The sequence below is a fragment of the Acidovorax sp. GW821-FHT09A11 genome (assembly GCF_059418365.1).
The window spans coordinates 216,477-239,590 of the sequence record NZ_JBWKPS010000003.1 but is presented as its reverse complement, the minus strand read 5'-3'; the positions used below and the strand labels follow the sequence as shown (position 1 = coordinate 239,590).

Sequence of the window (23,114 nt, the reverse complement as noted above, 5' to 3'; positions counted from 1 at the left end):
CGTGTAGGCGGTTCAGGGCGCGAGCCGGATGCTGAGCTGCTGGCCCAGCACCTGTGCGGCTTCCTCCCAGGTGGTGTGGACCCCGATTGTAGAAAGGTCCACCGTTCGCAATCCTGCGTAACCGCAAGGGTTGATGCGCTCAAAGGGTTCCAGGTCCATCGCCACGTTGAGCGCCACGCCGTGGTAGGTGCAGTGCCGGCTGACCTTGATGCCCAGGGCCGCGATCTTGCCCAGGCCCGTGAAGTCCGGCGCGGCGATGGCGCCGTTCTCCGGGCGCTTCTGGGGGCGCTGCGGCAGCAGTGCATGGCTGTGCGGGTCGTCCAGGCGCACGTAGATGCCGGGGGCCCCGGCGACGCGATGGCCCGTGACGCCAAAGTGCGCCAGCGTGCGGATCGCGGCTTCCTCCACGCGGTACACATACTCCTTGACGAAGTAGCCCGCGCGCTGAAGGTCGATCAGGGGATAGGCCACGACCTGGCCGGGGCCATGGAAGGTGACCTGGCCCCCCCGGTTGGTGGCAACGACAGGAATATCTCCAGGGTGCAGGAGGTGGTCGCTTTTACCGGCCAGCCCCTGGGTGTACAGCGGCGCGTGCTCGCATATCCATAGCGCATCCACGGTCTCGGCTGCGCGGGTGGCCGTGTAGTCCTGCATGGCCTGCACCGTGGCGGCATAGTCCACGCGGCCAAGCACGCGAAGGTCGATGGCCATGAGTGCTATCTCTATCTATCTCTGTCTGGCTGATGCGGGCGCGGGCCTTACAGCACCACCTTCACCATGGGGTGCGACGACAGCGCGCGGTACAGATTGTCGAGCTGCTCCCGGCTGGTCGCGGTGATGGTGATGGTAACTCCGAGGTAATTGCCGGCCCGGCTGTCGCGCAGTTCAATGGTGCCAGCGTCGAAGGTCGGGTCGAACTGGCGGGCCAGTTCCGTCACGGCATGCACGAAGCCATCCACCTTCGCACCCATGACCTTGATCGGGAACCTGGAGGGGTATTCGATCAGAGAGTCCTTGCGGGGATCGTTAGGCTGTGTGTCGGGGCCGTTTTCAGGCGGCAGGCTGGAGGATGTCATGGCGGAAAGTGCTTCGGTTTCAGGAGCTGGCAGGGCTTTGCCATTGTGCTTCAACGGCGTGTCCGTTGTGAAAACCCTGACCGGGCGGCATGCGCCAGATCGGTGCGCGGGGGCCGCAGGGAAAGGGAAAAAGCCGTTGGCCCGTCACCACAACGGCGCAGGCTTGCGCACCGGTTTTGGACCGGGGTTGCGGGTCTTTGTCGAGCGCCACGGGTTTTTACTTATAATTAGAGGCTTTGTGAAAGTTGCAGTCTGTAACGCGGGCGTCATTCAACAATGAAAACAATCGCGCCTGAGACTGAAACTGAGGCTGAAGAATCTGACTTCAAGCCCCTGACGGCCCAAGAGGCCGAACAGTGGCGCAGTCGCAATCCTCCCATCTCCGTATGGAAGGTGGTGGCGGGTCAGGCGCTGGTCGGGATGCTGGTGGCCCTGGTGGCCTGGCTTCTGACGGGCAGGGCGTCGGTAGGCTGGTCTGCGGCTTATGGTGCTCTGGCGGTGGTGGTTCCGGCTGGCTTGTTTGCACGGGGGGTGTTGCGCCACAAGGCGTCTTCCAATCCGCGTGCCGCCATGGTGGGGTTCTTTGGTTGGGAAATCGCCAAGATCGTGTTGACGGTGGCGCTGCTCGCAGCGGCACCCCGGCTGGTGGCGGGCCTGAACTGGATTGCCCTGCTGGTAGGCATGGTGATCACAATGAAAACGTACTGGGTGGCACTGTTGGTGCGGCCCGGTGTCCGAAAAACCGATTGATAGAGAGAAGAGTTGTCCGATGGCCGCAGAAGCGCACGCTCCGACTGCAAGTGAATACATCGTTCACCACCTGCAGCATCTTCAAAACATCAACCAGACCAAGATTGTTGACTTCACGGTCATCAACTATGACTCGATCATCGTGGGTTTGGTTCTGGGTGCCCTCACTCTTTTGATCCTGTGGTCAGCTGCCCGTAAGGCAACCTCCGGCGTGCCGGGCCGCTTCCAGGCGGCTGTGGAGATGCTGGTCGAGATGGTGGACAACCAGGCCAAGGCCAACATCCACAACGCCGAAAGCCGCAAGTTCATCGCCCCCCTGGGCCTCACGGTGTTCGTCTGGATCTTCCTGATGAACTTCATGGACATGCTGCCCGTGGACCTGCTGCCCGCGATCTGGGCCCAGATCTATGGCGCCGCCGGCCACGACCCGCACCACGCCTACCTGCGCGTCGTGCCCACGGCCGACCTGTCCACCACCCTGGGCCTGGCGTTCGCCATCCTGGTGCTGCGCTTCTGGTACAGCGTCAAGATCAAGGGCGCTGGCGGCTGGGCGCACGAACTCGTGTCGGCCCCGTTCGGCACCAGCAAGAATCCCATCTTCGCCCTGATCCTGGGCGTGGTGAACCTGCTCATGCAGGTCATTGAATATGTCGCCAACACCGTGTCGCATGGCATGCGGTTGTTCGGCAACATGTACGCTGGCGAACTGGTGTTCATGCTGATCGCCCTGATGGGTGGCGCGGCTGCACTGTCGCTGTCGGGTGTGCTGCTGCCTGTGGGCCACGTCATCGCTGGCACCATCTGGACGCTGTTCCACATTCTGGTGATCTCGCTGCAAGCCTTCATCTTCATGATGCTTGCGCTGATCTACCTCGGTCAGGCGCACAACGCGCACTAACGGTTCCCTTTCGTTTCTCTTTCCTTTTCAACCTTTCTTTTTTAACTCAGGAGTCATCATGGAAAACATTCTCGGTCTCGTCGCTCTGGCTTGTGGTCTGATCGTTGGTCTGGGCGCTATCGGCGCTTCCATCGGTATCGCACTGATGGGTGGCAAGTTCCTCGAATCGTCGGCACGTCAGCCTGAGCTGATCAACGAACTGCAAACCAAGATGTTCATCTTGGCCGGTCTGATCGACGCTGCTTTCCTGATCGGCGTGGCCATCGCCCTGCTGTTCGCATTCGCCAACCCCTTCGTCTCCACGTTCTTGGTCAACCTGCCCAAGTAATTCCCACTCAACGCCACTCTAGAAAGGTGTTGCCGTGAGTATCAACGCGACCCTGTTCATTCAGGCCATCGTCTTCCTGATCCTGGTGTGGTTCACGATGAAATTCGTGTGGCCCCCGATCGCGAAGGCGTTGGATGAACGAGCCCAGAAAATCGCCGAAGGCCTCGCTGCTGCCGACCGTGCCAAGTCCGAACTGACCGCTGCGAACCAGCGCGTCGAGAAGGAACTGTCACAGGCACGCAACGAAACGGCCTCGCGTCTTGCGGACGCCGACCGACGTGCCCAGGCCATCATCGAAGAAGCCAAGGCACGCGCCACGGAAGAAGGCAACAAGATCGTTGCTTCCGCCCGTGCCGAAGCCGAACAGCAAACGGTGCAAGCCCGCGAAGCCCTGCGCGAGCAGGTGGCTGCGCTGGCCGTCAAGGGTGCTGAGCAGATTCTCCGCAAGGAAGTCAATGCCGGCGTTCACGCCGACCTGCTCAACCGCCTGAAGACCGAGCTGTAAGGGGACACACATGGCTGAACTCGCCACCATTGCCCGCCCCTACGCCGATGCCCTGTTCAAGGCCGCTACCGCGGGTGCGGGCATGGACCTGGCCAGCACCGCTGCCTGGGTCGATGAACTGGCGGCCATTGCCGCCAACCCCCAGTTGCGTCAGCTGGCGGACAACCCCAAGGTGACGGCAGACCAGGTGTTTGCCGTTGTCACGGGGGTTGCGCGTTCGGCGCTGTCCGACACGGCCAAGAATTTCCTGCGCACGGTCATCGACAACGGGCGCCTCAACGCGCTGCCGGAAGTCGCCGCGCAGTTCCGTGCCCTCGTGAATCGCCGCAGCGGCTCTTCGGATGCCGTGGTGCACAGCGCCTTTCCGATGGACGCAGCAGCATTGGCCGAGGTCAGCGCTGCGCTGGAAAAGCGCTTTGGCCGCAAGCTCAATCTCGCCGTTCAGCTGGATGAATCCCTGATCGGTGGCATTCGCGTAGTGGTGGGTGACGAGGTGCTGGACACTTCGGTCAAGGCCCGTCTTGAACAAATGAAAGCGGCCCTCACCGCGTAACGCGCGGCGAGGACAGCGAACCAAAGAAAGAAGGAAAGAGTCATGCAACTCAATCCCGCAGAAATTTCTGAACTCATCAAGAGCCGCATCGAAGGTCTGGCCGCCAGCAGCGATATCCGCAACCAGGGTACCGTGGTGTCCGTGTCCGACGGTATCGTGCGCGTTCACGGCCTGTCGGACGTGATGCAGGGCGAAATGCTTGAGTTCCCCGCCACCAAGGACGGCCAGCCCTCCTACGGCCTGGCCCTGAACCTCGAGCGCGACTCTGTCGGCGCCGTGATTCTGGGTGAGTACGAACACATCTCCGAAGGCGACACCGTCAAGTGCACGGGCCGCATTCTGGAAGTGCCGGTCGGCCCCGAGCTGATCGGCCGCGTGGTGAACGCCCTGGGCCAGCCTATCGACGGCAAGGGTCCCATCAACGCCAAGCTCACCGACGTGATCGAAAAGGTCGCGCCGGGCGTGATCGCCCGTAAATCGGTGGACCAGCCCCTGCAGACCGGCCTGAAGTCCATCGACTCGATGGTGCCCGTGGGCCGTGGCCAGCGCGAGCTGATCATCGGCGACCGCCAGACCGGCAAGACCGCCGTGGCCATCGACGCCATCATCGCCCAGAAGGGCCAGGGCGTGACCTGCATCTACGTCGCCATCGGCCAGAAGGCTTCGTCGATCAAGAACGTGGTGCGCGCGCTGGAACAAGCCGGCGCCATGGAATACACGATCGTCGTGGCCGCATCGGCCTCCGAATCGGCCGCCATGCAGTACGTGTCGGCCTACTCGGGCTGCACGATGGGCGAGTACTTCCGCGACCGTGGCGAAGACGCCCTGATCGTGTATGACGACCTGTCCAAGCAGGCTGTTGCCTACCGCCAGGTGTCGCTGCTGCTGCGCCGCCCACCAGGCCGCGAAGCCTACCCTGGCGACGTGTTCTATCTCCACAGCCGTTTGCTCGAGCGCGCAGCCCGCGTGAACGCCGACTACGTCGAAGCCTTCACCAAGGGTGAAGTCAAGGGCAAGACCGGTTCGCTGACCGCACTGCCGATCATCGAAACGCAAGCCGGCGACGTGTCCGCTTTCGTGCCTACCAACGTGATCTCGATCACGGACGGCCAGATCTTCCTGGAAACCAGCCTGTTCAACGCCGGTATCCGCCCCGCCATCAACGCCGGTATCTCGGTGTCGCGCGTCGGTGGTGCTGCCCAGACCAAGCTGGTGAAGAACCTGTCCGGCGGTATCCGTACCGACCTGGCCCAGTACCGTGAACTGGCTGCGTTCGCGCAGTTCGCTTCCGACCTGGACGAAGCCACCCGCAAGCAGCTGGACCGCGGTGCCCGCGTGACCGAACTGCTCAAGCAGGCACAGTACAGCCCGCTGTCCATCTCGCTGATGGCTTCCACGCTGTTCGCGGTGAACAAGGGCTTCATGGACGACATCGACGTCAAGAAGGTTCTCGACTTCGAACACGGCCTGCACCAGTTCCTGAAGACCAGCCACGCCGCACTGCTGGCCAAGCTGGAACAGGCCAAGGCCATGGACAAGGACGCAGAAGCCGAATTGACCGCTGCCATCGCCGCGTTCAAGAAGTCGTTCGCTTAAACCGGACGAGGATCCATCATGGCAGCAGGCAAGGAAATACGCGGCAAGATCAAATCGGTGGAAAACACCAAGAAGATCACCAAAGCCATGGAAATGGTGGCTGCATCCAAAATGCGCAAGGCGCAGGAACGGATGCGGGCTGCCCGCCCTTACAGCGAGAAGATCCGCAACATTGCAGCCAACCTCGGCCACGCCAATCCGGAATATGTGCATCCGTTCATGAAGGTGAACGATGCCAAGACGGCCGGCGTGATCGTGGTGACGACCGACAAGGGCCTGTGCGGTGGCATGAACACCAACGTGCTGCGCGTCGTGACGTCCAAGCTGCGTGAGCTGCAGGGCGCTGGCGTGTCCACCGAGGCGGTTGCCATCGGCAACAAGGGCCTGGGTTTCCTGAACCGTGTCGGTGCCAAGGTGGTTTCGCACGTGACGGGCCTGGGCGACACGCCCCATCTGGACAAGCTGATCGGCCCGGTCAAGGTGCTGCTCGACGCCTATGCGGAAGGCAAGATCAACGCGGTGTACCTCTCGTACACCAAGTTCATCAACACCATGAAGCAGGAATCGGTGGTGGAGCAGCTGCTCCCCCTGTCGTCCGCGCAGATGCAGGCCGAGAAGACCGAGCATGGCTGGGACTACATCTACGAGCCCGATGCACAGACCGTGATCGACGATCTGCTGGTCCGCTATGTCGAGTCCCTGATCTACCAGGCGGTTGCGGAAAACATGGCGTCCGAGCAGTCGGCACGCATGGTGGCCATGAAGGCCGCCACCGACAACGCCGGCAGCGTCATTGGCGAGTTGAAGCTGGTCTACAACAAGACGCGCCAGGCAGCGATCACGAAAGAACTTTCGGAAATCGTGGCTGGCGCCGCTGCTGTGTAAGCAGCTCAACCAACATCTTTATTGGAGCGAAAAATGGCTCAAGTGCAAGGCAAGATTGTTCAATGTATCGGCGCTGTGGTGGACGTTGAGTTCCCACGCGACCAGATGCCCAAGATTTACGACGCTCTGAAGCTCGACGGTTCGACCCTGACGCTGGAAGTGCAGCAGCAGCTGGGCGACGGCGTGGTGCGTACCATTGCGCTGGGTTCGTCCGACGGCCTGCGCCGCGGCATCATGGTGACCAACACCGGCAACTCCATCACCGTGCCCGTGGGCAAGGCGACGCTGGGCCGCATCATGGATGTGCTGGGCGCGCCCATCGACGAACGTGGTCCCGTGAGCCAGGAACTGACGGCATCCATCCACCGCAAGGCCCCTGCGTACGACGAACTGTCGCCTTCGCAAGAGCTGCTGGAAACCGGCATCAAGGTGATCGACCTGGTGTGCCCGTTCGCCAAGGGCGGCAAGGTGGGGCTGTTCGGTGGTGCCGGCGTGGGCAAGACCGTGAACATGATGGAGCTCATCAACAACATCGCCAAGGCCCACAGCGGTCTGTCGGTGTTCGCTGGTGTGGGCGAGCGTACCCGCGAAGGGAACGACTTCTACCATGAAATGGCCGATTCCGGCGTGGTGAACCTGGAGAAGCTCGAAGAGTCCAAGGTTGCCATGGTGTACGGCCAGATGAACGAGCCCCCAGGCAACCGTCTGCGCGTGGCGCTGACCGGCCTGACCATCGCCGAGTCCTTCCGTGACGAAGGCCGTGACGTGCTGTTCTTCGTGGACAACATCTACCGCTACACCCTGGCCGGTACCGAAGTGTCCGCCCTGCTGGGCCGCATGCCTTCCGCCGTGGGCTATCAGCCTACGCTGGCGGAAGAAATGGGCCGTCTGCAAGAACGTATCACCTCGACCAAGGTGGGTTCGATCACTTCCATCCAGGCCGTTTACGTGCCTGCCGATGACTTGACCGATCCATCGCCTGCCACGACGTTTGCCCACTTGGATTCCACCGTGGTGCTGTCGCGTGACATCGCTTCGCTGGGTATCTACCCTGCCGTGGACCCTCTGGACTCCACCAGCCGCCAGCTGGACCCGAACGTCGTGGGCGAAGACCACTACGCCACGGCCCGTGCGGTGCAAGGCACGCTGCAGCGCTACAAGGAACTGCGCGACATCATCGCCATTCTGGGGATGGACGAACTGGCTCCTGAAGACAAGCTGGCCGTGGCCCGCGCGCGCAAGATCCAGCGTTTCCTGTCGCAGCCTTTCCACGTGGCCGAAGTGTTCACGGGCTCGCCAGGCAAGTACGTTCCCCTGTCGGAAACCATCCGTGGTTTCAAGATGATCGTGAACGGCGAATGCGATCACCTGCCGGAACAGGCGTTCTACATGGTGGGCACCATCGACGAAGCCTTCGAAAAGGCCAAGAAGGTGGCCTGATTGCCCGGCGGCTGAGCAGCCTACCGCCGCTCGGCCTTCCCCTGCAATCAAGCAACCCATCCCCTTTTCCTAGGAGCAATGATGAACACCATCCACGTTGATGTGGTCAGTGCCGAAGAGTCCATCTTCTCCGGTGAAGCACGCTTTGTCGCGCTGCCTGGCGAAGCTGGCGAACTGGGCATCTTTCCCCGCCACACCCCGCTGATCACGCGCATCAAGCCGGGCTCGGTGCGCATCGAAATGGCCGACGGCAGCGAAGAGTTCGTTTTCGTGGCCGGTGGCATTCTGGAAGTGCAGCCCAACTGTGTGACCGTGCTGTCCGACACCGCCATCCGCGGCAAGGACCTGGACGACGAGAAGGCCAATGCTGCCAAGGCCTCTGCCGAGGAAGCACTGAAGAATGCCAAGAGCGAGATCGATCTGGCCAAGGCGCAGTCCGAACTGGCTGTGATGGCTGCGCAGATCGCGGCACTGCGCAAGTTCCGTCAGAAGAAGTAAGCAATTCAGACCCTCGCGGATCTGCCCAGAGAAAACCCGGCTTTGCCGGGTTTTTTTATGCCGCAATGCAATGAAGGAGCCTCCACACCCCGCGCCATCCGGGCTGCAGCGCCTGGGCGGGCGCAGGTGTTTCATGGACTGCCGCAGCCGCAGCCGCGGACGCCGGGCGGAGCCGGTGCCTCCACCAGATGGATGTGCAGGCCTTCGCAGGCCACGCCAAGCTGACCATCCTCCGTGCCGGCCCCCAGCAGTTGGTGGTGGGCCAGAAAGGTGCGTGCCACGGCCAGCGAACGGACCCTGAAGGACAGCAATTCAATCCGCAGGTGCTCGCCCGGCACCAGTTCCAGCGAGACCTCCGGGGTGAGCGCGATGGAGTGGCCGCCGGGGGAAGAACCGCTCAGCGCCTGCCAATGGCGCCGATGGGCCGCCAGATCCGGCGTGCCCATGCGGACCGCGTGCAGCCCGAGCAACCCCAGGGGGCCGCCACCGCTTGCCTCCAGCACCTGCCTGTGCCGCATTCGGCGTTCCACGGGTGTGGTGGCATCGTCCCAGGGGTAGATGGGGGCGCCCGGTGCCCATTCGCAGAAGAACACGCAACAGCTGGGGGCTGACAGATCCAGCAGGACAGAGTTGGTGAAGTTCGTGACCACTTCGCCTCGGTGGCCTGCAGATTGGAAGGGGCGGGCAGGTTTGCAGGCGATGCCCAGCGAGGTGGCGTGGGCCATGGCGCCGGGCAAGGGCCCGGAGGGCTCCAATGCGAAACCATGGACCAGCGGCGGCCGCGCGCAGGCCGGCAGGTCGCCATTGTCGGCTGCCGCCCAGAACTCCAGGTCCGTGTTGCCCACGTGCACCCAGCCATAGGTGGCGAAGCCGGTGCGCTGCAGGGGCCACGCCACGGGCAGGCCGAAGGTCCGGCTGAACAGTTCGAACAGAGGCTCTGCCGCAGGGAGCCGCAGCATGACGTGGTCGATGGATCGGAAGGGGGGCATGGCGGCGGCGTGGCGGGAACCATCAGCCCGGCCATTGTGACCGACCGGCCCATGCGAAAAAGGCCGGGGCCCTTCGCGGGGCCCCAGCCTTTTTGGCTTGCATCTGCACCTTCCGTCCCGCATGCGCCGCATGCGGGATCTGGGCATTACATGGCGTTGCCGATTTCGCCCGCGGAGATCTGGCCGGTGCGCACGGCTTCAGCAGCCTGGGCACGCACGGCAGCGCGGTCGGCGGTGGACTTGTAGGTCACCACACGCGAACCTGCGGGCTCGATGGAGCGGGTCTGGGCCACGGTGGCGGCTTCGGCGGCCACTTCGGCGCGGGTGCGGTTCGTCTCGAACTTCGTGGCGAACTGCGAAGCATCGGCTTCATCGGCCTGGGCACCGAAAGAAGCGAAAGCGGCCACGGCGGCGATGGAGAGGAAACGTGCGGTCTTGTTCATGGTGAAACTCCGGTGAAATTCAAAAAAATGAGGGCGATGTACTTGGAAATACGCAGCAGGAGGGGGCCTGGATTCAGCGAATCAAGCGCTGATCAACCACGCTCACCCGAAGGGATCTGGCCGGTGCGCACGGCATCGGCGGCCTGGGCACGCACGGCGGCGCGGTCGGCCGTGGATTGATACGTCACCACACGCGAACCTGCGGGCTCGATGGAGCGGGTCTGGGCCACGGTGGCGGCTTCGGCGGCCACTTCGGCGCGCGTGCGGTTCGTCTCGAACTTGGTGGCGAACTGCGAGGCATCGGCCTCGTCGGCCTGGGCACCGAAAGAAGCGAAAGCGGCCACGGCGGCGATGGAGAGGAAGCGCGCGGTCTTGTTCATGATGAAAATCCTTGAAGTTAAAAAAGCGTCTCAGAAAAACCGGGACAAAGCGGAAAGTGACAACTGCTTCAAACCGGGTTCGGTGAGTCGCCTTGCGGGATCGGCTCATCGATGGGATGAACTGTACGTGGATGGGGCGCTAAGAAAAACCACCGGGTCGCAAACTAACTGTTCCAGTATTGGAAACAATGAAGAGGGAACTCTGCCGCAACCCACCGGATTTCGCGGCACGACGCGGCATCTGAAGCCGTTTTTAGAGGAAAACCCTGGTGCGAGTTTGGGACAGTGTGAATGGCTTGGGAAAGGCCGTCGCGGCGGCTGCCGCACCCTTGCGAAGGGTGGCGGCGCACCTGCGTCCCCCGCACGCGGTCCGCCCGCCCGTTTCCGGCGGCGCTCGGCGCGCCCCGGGCTGCAGCCGGGTGGACTCCTAGCGCACCACGGGGGCGTCCGGCAATTCGTTGTCGCCGGGCGTGTCCGATGTCCGCGGGAAGTGCCTGCCCAGGCGGGACGACACGGCCTCGATGGCTTGCGCGAGGCCTTCTTCGTAGTGCCGCTGGCGGAAGTGGGTGGACATCTGTGCGATCACATCCCGCCATTCGCTGCCCGCCACATGGCGGGCCAGGCCCCGGTCGGCCACGATCTCTATCGCATGCTCGGGCAGCAGCAGATAGATCAGCACGCCGTTGTTGTGCTCGGTGTCCCACACGCGGTATTTGCTGAACAGCATGATGGCGCGTTCGCGCGCGCTGGCATGGCGGCGCAGGTAGCTCCAGGGCAGGCTGGCTTCGGCGACGATGCGGATCTGGCCCGTGTGCTGCCGCTCGCTGGCCGCAACCCGCGCGGCCAGCCGCTCCAGGGCTTCGCTGGAGAGCGCACGGCGTGCATCGGGTTCGCCCCAGCGATGCCGCGCAAGGCGCCACAGGGCGGTGGCCAGGCCCGGAAAGGTCGAGGGTGCTGCAGTTTCAGGGCCCATGTCACCAGTCTCCCGAGGCGCCGCCGCCACCAAAATCTCCACCCCCTCCGGAGCTGAAGCCCCCGCCGCCGCCGCTGGTGCCGCCTCCCCAGCCCCCGCCGCCGCCATGGCCCCAGCCGCCGATCGGGCCGGCGTTTCGGCCCTGCCGGGCGCCGCCGCCCACGCCGCTGAAGAGCCAGGTGTAGAGCAGTGCGATGATCCCCGCGCCGCCGGCCACCAGCAGGCTGGACGTGAACACGAAGGCAAGAAAGCCCACGCCCCCGCCCATGAACAGGCCTCCCAGCCGCCCGCCGAAGATGCTGCGCGCCAGCGGACCGGCCACCATCACGCCGAAGAACAGGAAGATGGCCAGGTCGGTCCAGTCGAAGCCTCCGCGGCCGCTGTCCTGCGGCGTCGATGGGCCTGTGCCGGTATCCCTGGGCGCGGGCAGTGCCTCGCCGGCGATGCGCGCGCCAAGCTGGGCGATGGCGTCGCGCAGGCCGCCCGCATAGTCGTTCTGCTGGAATCTGGGCTTCATGGCGCCGTCGATGATGCGCGCCGCCGCGATGTCGGGGATGGCGCCCTCCAGGGCCTTGGCGACCTCGATGCGCATCTTGCGGTCGTTCTTGGCGACGATCACCAGAACGCCATCGCCCACCTCCCTGCGGCCGATCTTCCACGTGTTGCCCACGCGGTTGGCGAACGACGCGATGTCTTCGGGGGCGGTGGTAGGCACCATGAGCACCACGATCTGGGCACCCCGGGCCTGCTCCAGCGCGCGCAGCTGCGCTTCCAGCGCCGCCGTGTCGGCGGCGTCCAGCGTGCCGGTCTGGTCGATGACTGGGCCGGTGAGCGCAGGCACGGGTAGCAGGCCCCCGTCGGCCCGGGCCCAGGGCAAGGCGAATGCTATAAAAAATATAGCTATCAGCGCTTTGTGGATAAGCGCTAGGGGCATATTTTCTCGGTTGTCCGGTGGAAGGGCAAGTCCGCTCAGGGCTTGGGTTTGGAGGCGGAGAAATCCACGGTGGGGGGCGCGGAGATCTGGGCCTCGTTGGCCACCGTGAAGCTGGGCTTGGGCTGGTAGCTGAAGGCCATGGCCGTCAGGTTGGTGGGGAAGCTGCGCGCGAGCACGTTGTACTCCTGCACGGTCTGGATGTAGCGGTTGCGCGCCACGGTGATGCGGTTCTCGGTGCCTTCCAGCGTGACGCGCAGGTCCCGGAAGCCCTGGTTGGCCTGCAGCGTGGGATACCGCTCGGAGACCGCCATCAGCCGCGACAGCGCACCCGACAATTCGCCCTGCGCCTGCTGGAACTTGTTGAACGCCTCGGGGTTGTTCAGGGTTTCGGGCGTGACCTGGATCGAGGTGGCCTTGGCGCGCGCCTCGACCACGCGGGTCAGGGTTTCCTGCTCGAAATTCGCCTCGCCCTTGACGGTGGCGACGATGTTGGGCACCAGGTCGGCACGGCGCTGGTACTGGTTGAGGACCTCGCTCCATGCGGCCTTGGACTGCTCGTCCAGGCGCTGGAAGTCGTTGTAGCCGCAGCCGCTCAGGGCCAGCACGGCTGCCAGAAGTGCAAGGATGCGTTTCATCATCATGGTGGTGTTCGCCAGGTGGAGTCAGGACAAGGGACCGGGGTGCGAATGGGCCAGACAGTGGCCACCCGGCAGATTCTGCAACAAGTGCGCGCGCCGCCACCGCTTTCCGGTGCCGGGCAGGCCGCACATGGTCACCACGCCCGCGAGGGGATGGCCGCACAATAGTGCCCTGCGCGTGGACGGGCCCCCGGCCGCCATGCCTTTCCTTCACCCCATCCTGCCGATCACCATGCCCCGTCCCCGCTCCAGCGCCGCCACCCTTGGAGGTTCCTCGGACGAAACCGAAGCCGCGTTCTACGAGGCCCTGCAGCGTGGCGATATCGAGCTGTTGATGTCCTGCTGGGCCGACGAGGACGACATCGTCTGCGTGCACCCCGGCGGGCCGCGGCTGCTGGGCGCGGGGGCGATCCGGGCGGCATTCGAGGCCATGTTTTCGCATGGCACGGTGCGGGCCCGGCCCGTGCAGGTGCACCGGGTGGTGGCCCTCACCAGCGCCGTGCACAGCGTCGCCGAACAGGTGGAGGTGATGCTGCCCGACGGCCTGCACCAGGCCGTGGTGCTGACCACCAACGTCTACCACAAGACCCCCGAAGGCTGGCGCATGGTGGCGCACCACGCCAGCCCCGGGGCCGCGCCGGACGTGCAGACGGCGGACGCACAGCGGCCCGTGCTCCATTGAGCCGATGGCCTTCCCATGTTCGAGCCTTTTTGCCTTCTTGCCCCGGAACTGTAAGCGCTGGCAGCTATGAAATATGTAGCACCCCGCTGGCTGCCCGGAGGCCAGCTCCAGACCATCTGGCCGGCCCTGTACTCGCGCCGGGTGTTCGGGCCCCGCCCCGAGTACCGCCGCGAGCGCTGGGAGACGCCGGATGGTGACTTCGTGGATGTGGACTTCCTGCAGGATGGCGTGGCGGCGGCCGGCGCGCCCCGGCCGTTGCTGGTGGTCTTTCATGGCCTGGAGGGTTCGTCGCGCAGCCACTACTGCGAAGCGTTCGCCGACCTGGCGCGCGAGCAGGGCTGGGCCTGCGCGCTGCCGCATTTCCGGGGGTGCAGTGGCGAGATCAACCGTGCGCCGCGCGCCTACCACTCGGGCGACCACGCCGAGATCGGCTGGATGCTGCAGCGCCTGCGTGCATCGCACCGGGGGCCGCTGATGGCGGTGGGTGTCTCCCTGGGGGGAAACGCGCTCCTGCGCTGGGCCGCCGAAGTGGGCGAGGACGCCGCGCGCAGCGCGGACGCGGTGGCCGCCGTGTGCTCGCCCATCGACCTGGCCGCAGGCGGGCACGCGATCGGGCGCGGCTTCAACCGGCAGGTCTACACGCGCATGTTCATGCGCACCTTGGTGCCCAAGGCGCTGCAGAAGCTGGCGCAGCACCCGGGGCTGTTCGACCGGCAGGCCCTGGTGGCGGCGCGTGACCTGTATGCGTTCGACAACGTGTTCACCGCACCGCTGCACGGCTTTCGCAACACCGAAGACTATTGGCTGCGCGCCTCCGCCAAGCCGCTGCTGCACCGCATCCGCCTTCCGGCCCTGGTCGTCAATGCGCGCAACGACCCGTTCGTTCCGGCCGCCAGCCTGCCGCTGCCGCAGGAGGTGGCCAACGGGTTCGTCACGCTCTGGCAGCCCCCGCACGGCGGCCATGTCGGCTTTGCCCACGGGCGCTTGCCGGGGCATGTGCGCGCCATGCCCGATGCAGTCGGGGGATGGCTGGCAGAGCATGCGGGGGCCGTGGCGCGCGCGGGAGCACAATCGCCGCATGGATGACATCGTCAAGCAGGCGCTGGCCAAGTGGCCCAATGTGCCCGACTGCTACGGATGGCTCGGCCTGGATGCGCGCGGCCACTGGTACCTGCGCGACGACCAGGTCCAGGCCGCGGGCCCCTTTCCGCGCAGCAAGGGGTCCCTGCTGCAGCATGAAAAGCTGGTCGAATTCATCGCGCGCAATTACGAGCACGACGCGCAGGGGCAATGGTTTTTCCAGAACGGGCCGCAGCGCGTGTATGTGGAACTGGAAGCCACGCCCCTCGTGTGGCGCATACAGCCGGATTTTTCCGTGCTTTCCCACACCGGCCGGGGGGGCGCGGTGCAGGACTGCCTGGTGGATGCGCAGGGGCGGGTCTACCTGATGTCGGAGCTGGGCGTGGGGCTGGTGCACACCCTGGACGTGCCCCTGGCCGCCGAGGCGGTGGAGGCGGGCCGCTGGGTACCGCTGGATGTGCGGGCAGAGGATTTGCCGGGGCGCTACGGCTTCGTCATGAGCCCGCATGGCCGCTGGAGCGCCGGTGGAATGCAGGGGCGGGCGCCCAGGGCGGGCATGGCGCGCACCTGAAGAAGAAAGAGAAGGAACCAGGGCGCAGAAAGTAAAAAAGCCGGTCCACAGAACCGGCTTTTTCATGGGCCCGCGCGGCGCTCCGCCGCATGCGGGAGAGAAGGGCTTACTTGGCGGCCGCGGCCATGAACTCGACGGCGGCACGCAGATCGGCATCCGACGCCTGAGCGGCGCCACCGCGGGGAGGCATCGCACCCTTGCCCTTGGCCACGCTGTTGTACAGCGCATCGATGCCGGCAGGCAGGCGGGCCGACCAGGCGGCCTTGTCACCAAACTTGGGGGCGCCGGCCACGCCAGCCGCGTGGCACACCTGGCACGCCTGCTTGTACAGGGCTTCGCCAGCGCCTGCGGCGGCAGCGGCCACAGGAGCGGGCGCTGCTGCTGCAGCAGCAGGAGCGGCTTCGGCAGCGGGCGCTGCTGCGGCCGCCGTAGCGGCAGGGGCTGCGGACGCGGCGTCGGCGGCAGCCGCGGGGGCTGCTCCGGCGGGTGCCGCGGGTTCCGCGAACTTGGCGCCGGCGGCGTTGGCCATGTATGCGACGGCCCGCGCGATTTCGGTGTCGTTGAAGTCGCCGCCGCCTTGCGGCGCCATGGCGCCCTTGCCCTTCAGCGCGGATTGGACCAGCGCTTCAAAGCCGGTCTTGATGCGGGCCGACCAGGCAGCGGCGTCCGAGAACTTGGGAGCCCCCGCGGCGCCTGTGGCATGGCAGGCCGCGCACTGGCCCTTGTAGACGTCTTCGCCGCTTCGCAGGGGGCGGTTGGCATCGCGGATTTCGACCATGCCCACCTTCTGGATGCGCTCGGCAATGGCCTTCTCGGGATTGGCTGCGCCAGCGGCCGGCTTGTCGGCCGACGTGACATACAGGACCAAGCCAATGATGGCAAAGATCGGAATCACAAACGAGAAAAGTACCGCGACCAGCAACTGCTTTGGGTTCTTGATCGGGCCGGTATGGGCTTCTTCGTGGTGGTTGTCGCTCATGACGTCCTCAGGGTGTATCGGGGGGCTTTGATGAAATCAACCCTCAATTATATCTGCGGGGCTGGTGCCTCCCCGTGAGCATCGCACAGGCGCCGCGCCAGATGCGCGAGACAGCCCGCGCGCGCCGCCACCCTGCGGTGCGGGCGCGCGTGGCCTGGCGCCGCCGTGCGCGTCAGGACGGATTGCCCGCCACCGCCGCGGCTTCGGGCGCGCCGCCGCCCAGGGCCTTGTACAGCGCCACCTGGTTTTGCAGCTGCGCGAGCTTGACCTGCACGACGGCCTGCTGCGTGGCGAACAGGGAGCGCTGGGCGTCCAGCAGGTCCAGGTAGCTCGATACGCCGTTGCGGTAGCGCAGATCGGCCAGCTGCAGCCGCGCGCCTTCCGCCTGGGCCTGTAGTTGCTGGGCCTCGGCCTGCTCACCCAGGGTGGCCTGGCCCGCCAGCGCATCCGAGACTTCGCGGAAGGCCGTCTGGATGGCCTTTTCGTATTGCGCGATGGCGATGCCCCGCCCGGCTTGCGCACTCTCGAGGTTGGCCTGGTTGCGGCCCGCGTCGAAGATGGGCAGCAGCAGGGACGGCGCGATCGTGAACCCCCACGAGCCGCTCTTGAACAGGCCCGACAGTTCGCCGCTGGCGGTGCCTGCCTGGGCCGTGAGCGAGATGCGCGGGAAGAACGCGGCCCGCGCCGCGCCGATGTTCGCGTTGGCTGCGATCAGCTGCTGCTCTGCCTGGCGGATGTCGGGGCGGCGCGTCAGCAGTTCGGACGGCAGGCCCGCGGGCAACTGCGCCATGGCGGGCGCAGCGGCCAGCCGGCTGCCCGTGAGGCTGGCGCGGATGTCGTCGGGCAGGGACTGTCCGAGCAGCAGGGCCAGGGCGTTCTCGTCCAGCGCGCGCTGGCGCTGCTGCTGCGCCAGGGTGGCGCGTGCCGCCTGGGTCAGGGACTCTGCCTGGCGGAAGTCCAGCTCCGAGGCCACGCCCGCGTCCAGCCGCATGCGCGTGAGGCGCACCGATTCCTCGCGCGACGCGAGGGTCTGGCGCGACAGGTCCAGCAGCTCCTCGTCGGCCAGCAGGTTCAGCCAGCCGTTGGCCACGGCGGCCACCAGGCTGACCTGCGCCGCATTGCGGCCCTCTTCGGTGGCAAGGTACTGCGCGAGCGCCTGCTCCTTGAGGCTGGCGATGCGGCCGAAGAAGTCGATCTCCCAGGCCGAAACCGCAAGTCCGACGCTGAACGAGTTGGTCAGGTCGCCCGTGCCCGCGGCCGGTGCGCGGCTGGCGTTGGCCGCCAGGCCCACGCCCGGGTACAGGTCGGCCCGGCGCACCTGGAACGTGGCGCGTGCCTGTTCGATGTTGAGCACGGCCACGCGCAGATCGCGGTTGTTGGCCAGCGCGGCTTCGATGAGCTGGCGCAGCCGGGGCTCGGCGAAATAGTCCTGCCAGGGGGTCGCGGCCGCAGCGCCCTGCGTGGTGCCGCTGGCGGAAGCCGCCGTGGTGTACGTGGCCGGCACGGGGGGCGCGGGTCGCTCGTAGACGGGGATGAACGAGCAGCCGGCCAGCAGCGCTGCCGCTGCCAGTGCGATGGAGGTGCTGCGGTGATTAGTCATGGGTTCCAACTCCTGCTTCTTCTGCGTGGCGGCGGTTCATTTCCTGCTGGCGCGCGCTGCCCTTGAACAGGCTGCGGACCACCACGAAGAACACGGGCACGAAGAACACGGCCAGTGCCGTGCCCGTGATCATTCCGCCCAGCACGCCCGTGCCGATGGCGCGCTGGCTGGCCGAGCCCGCGCCCGACGCGATGGCCAGCGGCAGAACGCCCAGGCCGAACGCCATCGAGGTCATCACGATGGGGCGGAACCGCAGGTGCGCGGCCGCCAGCGCCGACTCGATCACGCCCTTGCCCTGGGCCTGAAGGTCCTTGGCAAATTCGATGATCAGGATGGCGTTCTTCGCCGACAGGCCGATGATGGTGATCAGGCCCACCTGGAAGTACACGTCATTGGCATAGCCCCGCAGCAGGGTCGCCAGCAGCACGCCCAGCACGCCCAGGGGCACCACCAGGATCACGGCCAGCGGAATCGACCAGCTTTCGTACAGCGCGGCCAGGCACAGGAACACGGCCAGGATGGCGAAGCTGTAGAGGATCAGCGACTGGGAGCCCGCCAGTTTTTCCTCGCGCGACTGGCCGGTCCATTCAAAGCCGAAGCCTGCGGGCAGCTGGCCCGCGAGCTTTTCCATCTCGGCCATGGCGGCGCCCGTGCTGAAACCGGGGGCTGGCGAGCCCGAGATCCGCATGGCGGGATAGCCGTTGTAGCGCACCGTCTGCTGTGCGCCATTGACCCAGCGGGTGGTGGCGAAGGCAGAGAGCGGCACCGGCTTGCCCTGGCTGTTGGCGGCGTTGATCTTCAGCAGATCGTCGGGCTGCATGCGCGAAGGCGCGTCGGCCTGCACGACCACGCGCTGCAGGCGGCCCTGGTTCGGGAAGTCGTTCACATAGCTCGAGCCCAGCGCGGTCGACAGCGCGGAGTTGATGGCATCGAACGGCACGCCCAGGGCGTTGGCCTTGTCGCGGTCGATGTCGATCTGCAGCTGTGGGGCGTCTTCCAGGCCGTCCGGGCGCACCTGCGTGAGCACCTTGCTTTGCGAGGCCATGCCCAGCAGCTGATTGCGTGCCTTCACGAGCGCCTCGTGGCCGGCGCCTCCGCGGTCCTGCAGGCGGAACGTGAAGCCGCTGGCATTGCCCAGCTCGGGAATGGGAGGCGGGCTCAGCGGGAAGATGAACGCATCGCGGATTCCCATCAGGCCGCCGAAGGCCCGGTTGGCAACGTCCTGCGCCGATTGGCCCGGGCCGTGGCGTTCGCTCCAGTCCTTCAAGGTCACGAAGGCAAGGGCGGCGTTCTGCCCCTGGCCGGAGAAGCTGAAGCCCAGCACGCCCACCATGCTCTGCACTTCGGGCTGCTTGAGAATGAACTCCTCGACCTGCTGCATCACGGCCAGCGTGCGCTCCTGTGTCGCGCCGGGGGGCAGCTGCACGTTGACGATGATGTTGCCCTGGTCTTCGCTGGGCAGGAACGAGGTGGGCAGGCGCATGTACACCACGGCGACGGCGCCAATGATGGCGGCGTAGATGACGAGGTAGCGTGCTGCCCGCTTGAGCATGCGCGCCACGAAGCCTTCATAGCCCTTGGCGGTGCGCGAAAAGCCGCGATTGAACCAGCCGAAGAAGCCGGTCTTCTCGTGGTGGTGCCCGGCTTCCACGGGCTTGAGCAGCGTGGCGCACAGGGCCGGCGTGAGCGACAGGGCCATGAAGGCGGAAAAGCCGATGGAGGCCACCATCACCGCCGAGAACTGGCGGTAGATGTTGCCCGTGGAGCCCGCGAAGAAGGCCAGCGGCACGAACACCGAGATCAGCACCACGGTCACGCCGATGATGGCGCCCGAGATCTGGCGCATGGCCTTGCGCGTCGCCTCGAGCGGGGACAGTCCTTCCTCGCTCATGATGCGTTCGACGTTTTCCACCACCACGATGGCATCGTCCACCACGATGCCGATCACCAGCACCATGCCGAACATGGTCAGCACGTTGATCGAGAAGCCCAGCGCCAGCAGCGTGGCGAAGGTGCCCAGCAGAGCGATCGGCACCACGATGGTGGGGATGATGGTGTAGCGCCAGTTCTGCAGGAACAGGAACATCACCAGGAACACCAGCGCCACCGCTTCCAGCAGGGTCTCGGCCACCTGCTTGATGGAGATGTCCACGAAGCGCGAGCTGTCGTAGGGAATGCTCCAGCTCATGCCTTCGGGGAAGTAGCGCGAGAGCTCATTCATCTTGGTGCGCACGGCTTTCGCGGCTTCCAGGGCATTGCCGCTGGGCGACAGCTGGACGCCAATGCCCACGGCGGGCTTGCCGTTCAGTCGCGCGGCCGTGGCGTAGGCCTGGCCCCCCAGCTCCACGCGCGCCACGTCCTTGATGCGCACGGTGGAGCCGTCGGTGTTGGCGCGCAGCACGATGTTGCCGAACTGCTCCACGCTGGAGAGCTGGCCGTTGACCACCACCGTGGCCGCAATCCCCTGGCCCGCGATGTTGGGCAGGTCGCCGATCGTGCCGCTGGCCACCTGGGCGTTCTGGGCGCGGATGGCGGCGGTGATTTCGGCGGCCGAAAGGTTGAAGCTCACCATCTTGGCGGGGTCGATCCAGATGCGCATGGCGCGTTCCGTGCCGAACAGCTGTGCCTGGCCGATGCCCTGCAGCCGCTGCAGCTCGGGGACGATGTTGCGCGACGCGTAGTCGCCCAGGGCCACCGTGTCCGTCGCCGGGTTGGTCGACGATAGCATGGTGAACAGCAGGAAGTTGGAGCGCGATTTGTCCACGCGCACGCCCTGTTGTGTCACGGCCGAGGGCAGCCGTGGCGTGGCGCGCGAGAGGCGGTTCTGCACATCCACCTGGGCCAGATCGGCATTGGTGCCGGGCTGGAAGCTCAGCGTGATGCTGCCGGAGCCGTCGGCCTGGGCGACGGATTCCATGTAGATCAGCCCCGGTGATCCGTTCATCTCGCGCTCGATGACCGACAGCACGCTGTCTTCGAGCGTTTGCGCGGATGCGCCCGGATAGGCCGCGTTGATGACGATGGCTGGCGGAGCCACCGGTGGGTACTGCGCGATGGGCAGCTGCGTGATCGCCACGCCGCCCATCACCATGATGAACAGGGCGATCACCCATGCAAAGATGGGTCGGTCGATAAAGAACTTGGCCATGCTGGGGTGCCCTTTATGGCTTCGACGAAGACGCGGCAGAAGCGGCGGGTGCCGCAGGTGCTGCTGCTGCGGTCGGCGACGAGGGGGCCGCGGATGGCGCTCCCGGCGCTTGCCATGGAACCGGCTTCACCGGCGTGCCGGGCGGCAGCATCTGCAGCTTCTGGAAGCCGTCCACCATGACCTTCTCGCCAGCCTTCAGCCCGTCGAGAACCACCCAGCGGTTGTTCTGGGCCGCGCTGACCTTGATGGGGCGCTGGGACACTTTGCCGTCCTCGCCCACCACGCTGACCGTGTCACCCTGCTGGGTGCGTGTGACAGCCTGCTGGGGCAGGGTGATGGCATTGCTGGCCTGGGCCTGTTCGATGCGCACGCGCAGGTACAGGCCGGGCAGCAGCTCCCCCTTGGGGTTGGGGACTTCCGCGCGCAGCGTGACCTGTCCCGTGGTGGCGTCCACCGACAGGTCGGTGAACAGCAGCTTGCCGGTCTGGGCGTATTCCGATCCGTCGCCCAGGACGAGCTTGACGCTGGCGGCCTCGGTGCCGCCGGCGCGCTTGAACTGGCCGCTTTCCATGGCGCGGCGCAGCTGGAAGACATCGCTGGCCGATTGGGTGAAGTTCACGTACACCGGGTCGATCTGCTGCACGACGGCCAGGGCAGTGGCTTCTCCCTGCCCGACCAATGCACCTTCCGTGACCAGCGCCCGCCCGATGCGGCCCGATATGGGGGAGGTCACGCTGGCATAGCCAAGGTTGATGTCGGCGGTGCGCACCGACGCCCTGGCGGCGGCCACGTCTGCCTGGGCCTGCTTTTCGGCGGCTTCCGCATTGACGAAGTCCTGCTTGCTGATGGCATTGGCGCTCACGAGCGGGCGGTAGCGTTCCACCTGGGCGCTGGCCTGCGCGAGGTTGGCCTGGGCCTTGGCGAGGCTGGCGCGGGCGCTTTCCGACGCTGCCGCGTACGGGGCAGCGTCAATGCGAAAGAGTGGCTGGCCCGCCTTCACGTCGCTGCCTTCCTTGAAGAGGCGCTGCTGCAGGATGCCCGCAGCCCGGGCGCGCACCTGGGCGACGCGGGAAGCTTCCACGCGGCCCGGCAATTCGGTGATCAGCCCCACATCGCCGGGCGTTGCGGTGACAACCCCAACCTCGACGGGGGGCATCTGCTGCCCGCCGGCCGGGGCTTGGCCGTCGCTTTTGCCGCAGGCAGCCAGCAACACCGCCGCTGCGGTGGCTGCGACCAGGGAGATGGCCTTGTGGGTTGTAGAGGCGCGAAAGGAGGGAATGGCAGATGCGTCACGCGGTGTGGGCATGGGAGTCCTTTTGATTGGCGTCAAGGAATTGGGTTGTAGGGGAAAGGGCCGCTGGCTGGAAGCGCCCCAAGATGAGAGCCCGACAAAATAAGTGCGCGATTATACATACAAACATGAATGTATAATTGCGACCGCCGGATGTCTTGGTGCATCCGGCCGGTGACTAGGCATTGAGAACGAGGAGACATACACCCCATGGCGCGTCGAACCAAAGAGGATGCAATTGCCACGCGCAACAGCCTGATAGATGCTGCGGAGCAGGTCTTCCGGGAGAAGGGGGTTTCGCGTGCTTCCCTGAGCGATATCGCGCAGGCTGCGGGGGCGACGCGGGGGGCGATCTACTGGCATTTCAAGGACAAGGTGGACCTCTTCAGTGCCATGATGGACCGGGTGACCCTTCCGCTCGAGCAGGGCTATGGGGAATTCGAGTGCAGCACCTGTCCGGATCCGGTGCAGCGGCTGCGTGCGGTGATGGCGCTTGTGCTGCGCAGCGTGGCCTCTGACGAGCGGACGCGCCGGGTTTTCGAGATTGCGCTCTACAAGGTGGAATATGTGAGCGAGCTCGTGGGGGTGCGTGATCGTCACGTGGCTGCGTCGGATGGTTTCACCCGCCAGTTGGCGCGCGACTTCGAGCTGGCTGCGCAGTTGCAAGGGGTCGTCTTGCCAATGACGCCCATGGAGGCGGCCGTGGGCTTGCATGCCTTGTTCGATGGGCTCATTCGCAACTGGATCCTGGGCGAAGGCGGCTTCGATCTGGTGGGTGTCGGCGGGGTGAGTACCGATGCCTTTCTTGTGGGGTTGGGCCTGGCATTGCCAGGGGTTGTTGATGCCCAGGATTGCCGTGTTGTGCCCTAGTGCGTCT

Annotated in this window: 25 protein-coding genes; 13 read left to right on the top strand and 12 right to left on the bottom strand. The window is 65.6% G+C overall.

The window, feature by feature from the left end; all coding sequences use genetic code 11:
- Nucleotides 1-12: 12 nt before the first annotated feature.
- A complete protein-coding gene (gene lipB / locus AC07PV_RS08710) occupies nucleotides 13-711 on the bottom strand; it encodes a lipoyl(octanoyl) transferase LipB (RefSeq protein ID WP_369641159.1) in 699 nt (232 codons plus the stop codon).
- Nucleotides 712-758: 47 nt separating this feature from the next.
- Nucleotides 759-1,076 (bottom strand): YbeD family protein, encoded by a 318-nt coding sequence (locus AC07PV_RS08705; protein ID WP_218298031.1) that lies wholly within the window; start codon nucleotides 1,074-1,076, stop codon nucleotides 759-761.
- A gap of 276 nt (nucleotides 1,077-1,352) precedes the next feature.
- Here AC07PV_RS08705 and AC07PV_RS08700 point away from each other — a divergent pair, with 276 nt between their 5' ends.
- The 9 genes from AC07PV_RS08700 (at nucleotide 1,353) to AC07PV_RS08660 (ending at nucleotide 8,529) form a co-directional block, all read left to right on the top strand.
- Nucleotides 1,353-1,826 carry an ATP synthase subunit I gene (locus tag AC07PV_RS08700; protein ID WP_218298032.1) on the top strand — a complete coding sequence of 158 codons (474 nt, stop codon included), beginning with the start codon at nucleotides 1,353-1,355 and terminating at the stop codon, nucleotides 1,824-1,826.
- A gap of 19 nt (nucleotides 1,827-1,845) precedes the next feature.
- Complete coding sequence (gene atpB, locus AC07PV_RS08695; RefSeq protein WP_218298033.1) at nucleotides 1,846-2,724, top strand: F0F1 ATP synthase subunit A; 879 nt, start codon at nucleotides 1,846-1,848, stop codon at nucleotides 2,722-2,724.
- 58 nt (nucleotides 2,725-2,782) lie between these two features.
- Nucleotides 2,783-3,052, top strand: a complete 270-nt coding sequence (gene atpE, locus AC07PV_RS08690) for a F0F1 ATP synthase subunit C (RefSeq protein ID WP_099657604.1) — start codon at nucleotides 2,783-2,785, stop codon at nucleotides 3,050-3,052.
- Between the two features lie 34 nt (nucleotides 3,053-3,086).
- On the top strand, nucleotides 3,087-3,557 hold the full coding sequence (locus tag AC07PV_RS08685) for a F0F1 ATP synthase subunit B (RefSeq protein ID WP_007847746.1): 471 nt from the start codon (nucleotides 3,087-3,089) through the stop codon (nucleotides 3,555-3,557).
- 10 nt (nucleotides 3,558-3,567) lie between these two features.
- On the top strand, nucleotides 3,568-4,110 hold the full coding sequence (locus AC07PV_RS08680; RefSeq protein WP_218298034.1) for a F0F1 ATP synthase subunit delta: 543 nt from the start codon (nucleotides 3,568-3,570) through the stop codon (nucleotides 4,108-4,110).
- A gap of 42 nt (nucleotides 4,111-4,152) precedes the next feature.
- Entirely contained in the window at nucleotides 4,153-5,706 is a 1,554-nt protein-coding gene (gene atpA, locus AC07PV_RS08675; protein WP_055396240.1) for a F0F1 ATP synthase subunit alpha, read from the top strand.
- A gap of 18 nt (nucleotides 5,707-5,724) precedes the next feature.
- Entirely contained in the window at nucleotides 5,725-6,591 is an 867-nt protein-coding gene (atpG, locus tag AC07PV_RS08670) for a F0F1 ATP synthase subunit gamma (protein ID WP_218298035.1), read from the top strand.
- 33 nt (nucleotides 6,592-6,624) lie between these two features.
- A complete protein-coding gene (atpD, locus tag AC07PV_RS08665; protein WP_055396243.1) occupies nucleotides 6,625-8,031 on the top strand; it encodes a F0F1 ATP synthase subunit beta in 1,407 nt (468 codons plus the stop codon).
- An 81-nt stretch (nucleotides 8,032-8,112) separates the two neighbouring features.
- On the top strand, nucleotides 8,113-8,529 hold the full coding sequence (locus tag AC07PV_RS08660; RefSeq protein ID WP_218298036.1) for a F0F1 ATP synthase subunit epsilon: 417 nt from the start codon (nucleotides 8,113-8,115) through the stop codon (nucleotides 8,527-8,529).
- A gap of 131 nt (nucleotides 8,530-8,660) precedes the next feature.
- Here AC07PV_RS08660 and AC07PV_RS08655 read toward each other — a convergent pair whose 3' ends face one another.
- From AC07PV_RS08655 to AC07PV_RS08630, 6 genes are all read right to left on the bottom strand, one after another.
- On the bottom strand, nucleotides 8,661-9,518 hold the full coding sequence (locus AC07PV_RS08655) for a hypothetical protein (protein WP_494629997.1): 858 nt from the start codon (nucleotides 9,516-9,518) through the stop codon (nucleotides 8,661-8,663).
- Nucleotides 9,519-9,664: 146 nt separating this feature from the next.
- On the bottom strand, nucleotides 9,665-9,961 hold the full coding sequence (locus AC07PV_RS08650) for a DUF4148 domain-containing protein (protein ID WP_218298038.1): 297 nt from the start codon (nucleotides 9,959-9,961) through the stop codon (nucleotides 9,665-9,667).
- Nucleotides 9,962-10,053: 92 nt separating this feature from the next.
- Entirely contained in the window at nucleotides 10,054-10,341 is a 288-nt protein-coding gene (locus tag AC07PV_RS08645; RefSeq protein WP_218293877.1) for a DUF4148 domain-containing protein, read from the bottom strand.
- A gap of 427 nt (nucleotides 10,342-10,768) precedes the next feature.
- Nucleotides 10,769-11,314 carry a TPM domain-containing protein gene (locus tag AC07PV_RS08640; protein ID WP_494629996.1) on the bottom strand — a complete coding sequence of 182 codons (546 nt, stop codon included), beginning with the start codon at nucleotides 11,312-11,314 and terminating at the stop codon, nucleotides 10,769-10,771.
- A gap of 1 nt (nucleotide 11,315) precedes the next feature.
- A complete protein-coding gene (locus AC07PV_RS08635; protein WP_494629994.1) occupies nucleotides 11,316-12,248 on the bottom strand; it encodes a TPM domain-containing protein in 933 nt (310 codons plus the stop codon).
- Nucleotides 12,249-12,283: 35 nt separating this feature from the next.
- Complete coding sequence (locus AC07PV_RS08630) at nucleotides 12,284-12,883, bottom strand: LemA family protein (protein WP_218341852.1); 600 nt, start codon at nucleotides 12,881-12,883, stop codon at nucleotides 12,284-12,286.
- 235 nt (nucleotides 12,884-13,118) lie between these two features.
- Between AC07PV_RS08630 and AC07PV_RS08625 the strand changes: the two genes are divergently transcribed.
- From AC07PV_RS08625 to AC07PV_RS08615, 3 genes are all read left to right on the top strand, one after another.
- Entirely contained in the window at nucleotides 13,119-13,568 is a 450-nt protein-coding gene (locus tag AC07PV_RS08625) for a YybH family protein (protein WP_494629993.1), read from the top strand.
- Nucleotides 13,569-13,634: 66 nt separating this feature from the next.
- Nucleotides 13,635-14,654, top strand: a complete 1,020-nt coding sequence (locus AC07PV_RS08620; RefSeq protein ID WP_369641164.1) for a YheT family hydrolase — start codon at nucleotides 13,635-13,637, stop codon at nucleotides 14,652-14,654.
- On the top strand, nucleotides 14,647-15,219 hold the full coding sequence (locus tag AC07PV_RS08615) for a DUF2946 family protein (RefSeq protein WP_492254427.1): 573 nt from the start codon (nucleotides 14,647-14,649) through the stop codon (nucleotides 15,217-15,219). The genes AC07PV_RS08620 and AC07PV_RS08615 overlap by 8 nt, the downstream gene beginning before the upstream one ends.
- 106 nt (nucleotides 15,220-15,325) lie before the next feature.
- On the opposite strand, the gene AC07PV_RS08610 is transcribed toward AC07PV_RS08615, so the two are convergent.
- The 4 genes from AC07PV_RS08610 to AC07PV_RS08595 all read right to left on the bottom strand — a co-directional run bounded on the left by AC07PV_RS08610 (nucleotide 15,326) and on the right by AC07PV_RS08595 (nucleotide 22,252).
- On the bottom strand, nucleotides 15,326-16,198 hold the full coding sequence (locus AC07PV_RS08610; RefSeq protein WP_492245744.1) for a c-type cytochrome: 873 nt from the start codon (nucleotides 16,196-16,198) through the stop codon (nucleotides 15,326-15,328).
- Between the two features lie 172 nt (nucleotides 16,199-16,370).
- A complete protein-coding gene (locus tag AC07PV_RS08605; RefSeq protein ID WP_492254428.1) occupies nucleotides 16,371-17,798 on the bottom strand; it encodes an efflux transporter outer membrane subunit in 1,428 nt (475 codons plus the stop codon).
- Nucleotides 17,791-20,946 (bottom strand): efflux RND transporter permease subunit, encoded by a 3,156-nt coding sequence (locus AC07PV_RS08600; protein WP_218298047.1) that lies wholly within the window; start codon nucleotides 20,944-20,946, stop codon nucleotides 17,791-17,793. The genes AC07PV_RS08605 and AC07PV_RS08600 overlap by 8 nt, the downstream gene beginning before the upstream one ends.
- A gap of 13 nt (nucleotides 20,947-20,959) precedes the next feature.
- A complete protein-coding gene (locus tag AC07PV_RS08595) occupies nucleotides 20,960-22,252 on the bottom strand; it encodes an efflux RND transporter periplasmic adaptor subunit (protein ID WP_369641168.1) in 1,293 nt (430 codons plus the stop codon).
- A 195-nt stretch (nucleotides 22,253-22,447) separates the two neighbouring features.
- Between AC07PV_RS08595 and AC07PV_RS08590 the strand changes: the two genes are divergently transcribed.
- On the top strand, nucleotides 22,448-23,107 hold the full coding sequence (locus AC07PV_RS08590; protein WP_218298049.1) for a TetR family transcriptional regulator: 660 nt from the start codon (nucleotides 22,448-22,450) through the stop codon (nucleotides 23,105-23,107).
- Nucleotides 23,108-23,114: the final 7 nt, after the last annotated feature.